At 35.8% G+C, this 6675-nt stretch carries 4 protein-coding genes; 2 read left to right on the top strand and 2 right to left on the bottom strand.

The window, feature by feature from the left end; translation table 11 throughout:
* Nucleotides 1-300 precede the first annotated feature (300 nt).
* Nucleotides 301-1137: a helix-turn-helix domain-containing protein gene (locus BC008_RS22845; RefSeq protein WP_058183867.1), complete on the bottom strand. Its 837-nt coding sequence runs from the start codon at nt 1135-1137 to the stop codon at nt 301-303.
* A 266-nt stretch (nt 1138-1403) separates the two neighbouring features.
* Between BC008_RS22845 and BC008_RS22840 the strand changes: the two genes are divergently transcribed.
* Nucleotides 1404-2735 carry a glutamate-5-semialdehyde dehydrogenase gene (locus BC008_RS22840; protein WP_027846841.1) on the top strand — a complete coding sequence of 444 codons (1332 nt, stop codon included), beginning with the start codon at nt 1404-1406 and terminating at the stop codon, nt 2733-2735.
* A 2-nt stretch (nt 2736-2737) separates the two neighbouring features.
* Nucleotides 2738-3589, top strand: a complete 852-nt coding sequence (locus BC008_RS50695) for a hypothetical protein (protein ID WP_321170086.1) — start codon at nt 2738-2740, stop codon at nt 3587-3589.
* 794 nt (nt 3590-4383) lie between these two features.
* Here BC008_RS50695 and BC008_RS22830 read toward each other — a convergent pair.
* On the bottom strand, nt 4384-6456 hold the full coding sequence (locus BC008_RS22830) for a prolyl oligopeptidase family serine peptidase (protein ID WP_036265241.1): 2073 nt from the start codon (nt 6454-6456) through the stop codon (nt 4384-4386).
* Between the last annotated feature and the right edge of the window lie 219 nt (nt 6457-6675).

The following is a 6675-nucleotide window of genomic DNA, read 5'->3' as shown; positions in this document are numbered from 1 at the left end:
TCATAAATCGGAAATTAGAGATTTGAAAAAAGATTTAGAAATTATTGTTCCAAAGGCAGCTTGAGCATTTCATTCACGGGTATTGGGCTTAAGTGCTTCTAAAACAAGACCGAGCTTTCCAAATAGATTGCGATTAGTATTCATAGCAAGCAGTTTCCAATAGTTTGATTTGTGAACGGGAAATTATTTTCTGCTTTTTAATAATTTTTTAAGATTTTAATTACTAAACATTGAACATATCAGAGTATTTACTGCAAGATATATCATGATCGATTGAAGATTTTGCACAATCGCACCAAGCTAACTACGAAGCTTACCTGGAGTTATTCCAAATTTGCGCCGAAACAAACGAGTCCAATGAGATTGATTTGCAAAACCACTTTCCATTGCGATCGCAGCTAAATCCATTTGACTATGACTCAGAAGATCTAGCGATCGCTCCAACCGTAATGTTGTCACCCATTCGTATACAGACTGACCAAATTGCTTATTCACAAGACGTTGTAGAGTTTGAGGGCTTGTTCCCACAATGGTTGCAAGTTGAGAAACCGTAAGTTTACAATCTAGACGTTCCCGAACATAACTTTCAAGATAATCGAGGCTAGGTGGTTTTATATCGCCTAAGGAATCGGACTGAAAATGAATTAGTTGTAAATGTTGAATTAATGTTTCAGTGATACTTTCTCGATAAAGAATTGCATCCGGATCGTTTCGATGACGTTGAATATATAGGGCTTCCGCTAAAGTTCGTATGACTGGATCGGAAAGTCCAATTTTTGGTTTACCATCTGCAAATCGGGGGTTTAATCGCTCAGATGGGAATGTAATGGACGCATAACACATTTGGGTACCCTTATAAAAACCACTCATTTTAAAACCGGGCTGCACAAATGAGAAATTACCTGGAACTACAAGATATCTCGCACTGTTTTTCCCATCTACTTCCATTTCAAAAGTCTGTAATTGTGCTCTAAAGTTGATTACAAGATAAGGGTCGGAGTAACCTGCATGCCATGTTACTCCATCAATGGGATTTTCTGTAAATACCCGCATTTGCAGGCGAGAAGTTTGGAGTAAATCTTCTGAAAGAATAAAATTTGGATTAAAATCAATACTTTGAGGTCGGGACTCTGACATGATTTGTGTTTAGGAGTAGGTCGCTTATTTTTAACAGGTAGCATATCTGGGTTGGTAATTGGTAATTGGTAATGGGTAATGGGAAAGAGTAATGTCGCGAAGGGGTTTTTCTTTTTTCCCAAGTGTCTCTGTTAGATTCTGTGAACGAAGGAAGTGAGTTAATATGTTCAATCTGTATATATTACACTTCGAACGCCCACGTTTTTTGCATCTGCGATACACCCCAATCGCTAAGATAGTATAAGATTGCGCTCCGATTCATTGTTATGATTGTTTCACATCAAAACTCCATCGATTTAATAAACGTTGCTAAACAAACAAGACTAGCGGCTATGAAATTAGCTGTTTTGTCAACAGAACAGAAAAACCAAGCCATAGAGGCTATCGCTAGTGCTTTAGAATCTGCCAAAGATGAGATTTTATCTGCAAATATTGCTGATTGTGAAGCCGCAACTAAAGCAGGGATTGCTAAGCCACTTTATAAACGTTTACAGTTAGACGAACATAAATTAAGAGATACGATTACTGGAGTTAGGAATGTTGGTAAACTTGCAGATCCAGTTGGTGCGGTACAAATTCACCGAGAAATTGATACTGGCTTAGTTTTTAAGCGGGTAACTTGTCCCTTGGGAGTTTTGGGGGTAATTTTTGAAGCCCGTCCGGAAGCGGCGATCCAAATTGCATCTTTAGCCATCAAATCAGGTAACGGTGTAATTCTTAAAGGTGGAAAAGAAGCGATTAATTCTTGCGAAGCAATAGTCAAAGCAGTCAAAAAAGGATTATCACAAACTGCTGTTAATCCCGATGCGGTGCAACTTTTAACTACCAGGGAAGAAACCTTGGAATTATTGAAGTTGGATCGATACGTAGATTTAATAATTCCTCGGGGTTCCAACTCTTTTGTACGCTTTGTCCAAGAAAATACCCGCATACCTGTTTTAGGTCATGCTGATGGGATTTGTCATTTATATGTAGATGCAACTGCAGATATTGATAAAGCTGTAACTATTACTGTTGATTCTAAAACTCACTATCCTGCAGCTTGTAACGCGATTGAAACTTTATTAGTTCATCGTTCCATAGCTCCACAATTTTTACCAAAAGTTGCAACAATTTTGCAAGAATTAAATGTGGAATTAAGAGGAGATAAACTTACTCGTGATATTTTGTCAAGTAGTTTTTCTAATATTGAAACAGCAACAGAAGAAGATTGGGAAACAGAATACAGCGACCTAATATTATCCATTAGAATTGTTGATACTTTAGAAGATGCGATCGCTCACATTAATGATTATGGTTCCAAACATACTGATGCGGTCGTCACTGAAAATAAGGAAGTAGCAGATACTTTTCTTGCTTTAGTAAATGCAGCCGGAGTTTATCATAATTGTTCTACCCGTTTTGCCGATGGTTTCCGTTATGGTTTTGGTGCAGAAGTAGGAATTAGTACTCAACAAATGCCTCCAAGGGGTCCTGTTGGTTTAGAGGGTTTGATAACCTATAAATATCAAATGCGTGGTGATTCTCATATCTGTGCCACATACACCGGTGCAAACGCCAAAAAATTTACCCATCAAGATTTACCAATTGATGGTTAACTATTGAAAAGCAAATTATTACCAATTACCAATTACCAATTACCAATTACCAATTACCAATTACCAATTACCAATTACCAATTACCAATTACCAATTACCAATTACCAATTACCAATTACCAATTACCAATTACCAATTACCAATTACCAATTACCAATTACCAATTACCAATTACCAATTACCAATTACCAATTACCAATTACCAATTACCAATTACCAATTACCAATTACCAATTACCAATTACCAATTACCAATTACCAATTACCAATTACCAATTACCAATTACCAATTACCAATTACCAATTACCAATTACCAATTACCAATTACCAATTACCAATTACCAATTACCAATTACCAATTACCAATTACCAATTACCAATTACCAATTACCAATTACCAATTACCAATTACCAATTACCAATTACCAATTACCAATTACCAATTACCAATTACCAATTACCAATTACCAATTACCAATTACCAATTACCAATTACCAATTACCAATTACCAATTACCAATTACCAATTACCAATTACCAATTACCAATTACCAATTACCAATTACCAATTACCAATTACCAATTACCAATTACCAATTACCAATTACCAATTACCAATTACCAATTACCAATTACCAATTACCAATTACCAATTACCAATTACCAATTACCAATTACCAATTACCAATTACCAATTACCAATTACCAATTACCAATTACCAATTACCAATTACCAATTACCAATTACCAATTACCAATTACCAATTACCAATTACCAATTACCAATTACCAATTACCAATTACCAATTACCAAAAATAAAAAAGTCAGGAGTAAGGATTAACACTAGTTAGGAGTTTAGGGTTTAATCGCTCCAGTCATCGAGGTTATCAATCTCGGACTATCCTTACTCATCACCATTAGAGCTTGAAAGGAGTCAGATTTGCGCTAAACAGAACGTTTTCAGCCAATGTGGGCCCCAAAAAGGGAGACGCAATAACTAAGATTGCTTATGCTAACCACAAAAGAAGAGCGTTCGTCAAATTGGAGAGAACGTTGAGGCAATGAGCATAAATTAATTTACTCAATTAATTATCTTCAAGTAAACTAAATAATTTAGAAAAGAAAAATAGGAAATCACTTATATTTAGCCTATTTACCTACTAAATTTGCACCTCAAACAAATTCAAACCTAGTTGCATTTTGGTAGTTGCTTACACCTCTGATTAAGCCCATTAAATACATTAATGCATACATTAACTGATCGTAAAAAAATGATGTTGCCAGTTTGGCAGTTTTTTTATGTTAATAAATGATGAAATTATTTTGTAATATATTTGACTATGGAGTTGACAAAAGTACACTCAATTATATTTGTAAAAGTGTTTTTTATTGCTCTACAAATAAATACTTCTCCCTAATTATTTTGAGATAACAATATATAAGAAAATTTAACGTGAAGGTTATACTATTGATTATCAAAAATCATAATTATCAAAAATCAGCTTCATAATTGGGAAGAAAAATTATAGGGGCGATGTTTCAAGAGTTTTTAGTTTTTAATTCTCAGTGAAAATATCTTGAAAATCACCCCAAATGTATCCTACAGATTAATTATTTTCCAATTTTGAGTGGGTAAACTAAACCCTTAATTAACTTGTATATCCAAATTTTTTACTAGGAAACCCCACTTATCTGCGGCTTCTGCAATAATTTTAGCCGTTGGTTTACCTGCACCATGTCCGGCTTTGGTCTCAATTCTAATTAATACTGGTGCATTCCCAGTATGTGCTGCTTGTAAAGCTGCTGCAAATTTAAAGCTGTGTGCTGGAACCACCCGGTCATCATGATCAGCAGTAGTAATTAAGGTTGGAGGATAAGAGGTACCAGCTTTGAGGTTATGTAGTGGCGAGTAGCTATATAATACTTTGAATTCCTCAGGGTTTTCCGGGGAACCGTACTCTGAAATCCACGCCCAACCGATAGTAAATTTATGGAAGCGCAACATATCCATCACCCCAACTGCTGGTAAAGCTGCACCAAATAAATCTGGACGTTGAGTTATGGAAGCACCTACTAGCAAACCACCATTACTACCACCAGCGATCGCTAATTTCTCAGATTTTGTATATTTATTCGTGATTAGCCATTCAGCAGCAGCAAAAAAGTCATCAAATACATTTTGTTTTTTCAACTTCATTCCTGCTTGATGCCATTCTTCACCGTATTCACCACCACCCCGTAAATTGGCGACTGCGTATACTCCTCCCATTTCCATCCACACTAAGTTACTGACGGAAAAAGTAGGGGTAATGGAAATATTGAAGCCACCGTAGGCATAAAGTAAGGTAGGATTATTGCCATCTAATGTAATACCTTTCTTATAGGTAATAAACATTGGAACTTGAGTTCCATCTTTGCTCTGATAAAAAACTTGTTTCGTTTCATAATTATCAGGATTGAAATCTACCTTTGGCTGACGAAATAAACTGCTTTTCCCAGTTACCATGTCGTAGCGGTAAACAGTTCCGGGTGTAGTAAAACTAGTAAAACTATAGAAAGTTGACCTATCTTCAGGTTTTCCATTAAAACCACCGACCGAACCAATTCCTGGAAGTTCTACTTCCCGAATAAACTTACCTTGCAAATCGAAAATCTTAACTTGACTGCGAGCATCTTTGAGATAATCAACAACAAACCAATGGTTAATAATTCCAGCGTCTTCCAGAGTTTCATCTGTTTGAGGGATTATTTCTCGCCATTGATTTCGATCTCCAGGATTTTCAGTATCAATTGCAATAATTCTTCCCCGTGGTGCATTTAAATCTGTACGCAAATAAAAGATGCGATCGCTATTATCAATAAAACTGTAATTAGCATGAAATTCGCTAATAAGTTCTATGACTTCACTATTTGGATCGGTTAAATCCTTATAAAAAAGTAGGTTTTTGGGATCGGTTCCCAACCAAACTGAAATAATTAGATATTTTCCATCATCGCTGACTCCACCACTAAAGCCCCATTCCTTTTGGTCCGGACGCTGATAAATTAATACATCTTCTGATTGTGGAGTTCCTAAGCGATGGTAATAAAGTTTTTGATAATAGTTAACATCTTCTAATTTAGTTTTTTGATTCGGTTCATCATAACGGCTGTAGAAGAAACCTTTGCTGTCAGGAGTCCAGGATGCACCGGAAAATTTAATCCATTGCAAGCGATCCGATAAATCTTGAACTGTTTCAATATCGCGGACTTTCCATTCTTGCCAATCAGAACCAGAACTGGATATACCGTATGCTAAAAATTTACCATCATCACTAATTGATAACCCAGAAAGCGCAACAGTCCCATCTTCTGAAAGTTTGTTGGGATCGAGTAAAACTTGGGGTTCGTCATCAAGATTCTTGAGGGTGTAAAGAACGCTTTGATTTTGCAGTCCGTTATTCTTAAAGTAAAAATAGCGATTTCCCTCTTTAAAAGGGACGCCATATTTTTCATAGTCCCACAGTGCGGTTAAACGCTGCTTAATCCTATCCCGTGCTGGGATTCCATTTAGATATTCAAATGTAACTTGATTTTGGGCTTCTACCCAAGCTTTAGTTTCTTCTGAATCTGGATCTTCAAGCCAACGGTAGGGATCTGCAATTTCGGTACCGTGGTAGTTATCAATTTGGTCTTCTTTACGAGTAGATGGATAATTCAAAGGTGTTATTGAAGACATATCATCAAGTTGGGAAGGTACTGTTACATGGTAAGGTAACTCTTTGTTTTGAGAAGTTGAAACCTCAGAATTTAAATTTGATGATGTATAAAAATAATTTTTAGAGGTTAGTTCAACTAAAGTTTTTTCAAAATTTGCATAGTTTGCCTGTGTTATAACAGCTAAAAATATAGCAAAAGCAAGTATATACATCCTAATAGCTTTAATTTTTATCAATAT

Origin of the sequence: Mastigocoleus testarum BC008, assembly GCF_001456025.1 — a bacterium.
GTDB lineage: Bacteria > Cyanobacteriota > Cyanobacteriia > Cyanobacteriales > Nostocaceae > Mastigocoleus > Mastigocoleus testarum.
The sequence above is the reverse complement of the archived record's forward strand: the minus strand, read 5'-3'. Positions and strand labels throughout refer to the sequence as shown.

Bases quoted from the DNA above. Each gene is read 5' to 3' on its own strand.
- BC008_RS22845 (WP_058183867.1), bottom strand. From the start codon at position 1,137: ATGTCAGAGTCCCGACCTCAAAGTATTGATTTTAATCCAAATTTTATT.
- BC008_RS22840 (WP_027846841.1), top strand. From the start codon at position 1,404: ATGATTGTTTCACATCAAAACTCCATCGATTTAATAAACGTTGCTAAA.
- BC008_RS22830 (WP_036265241.1), bottom strand. From the start codon at position 6,456: ATGTCTTCAATAACACCTTTGAATTATCCATCTACTCGTAAAGAAGAC.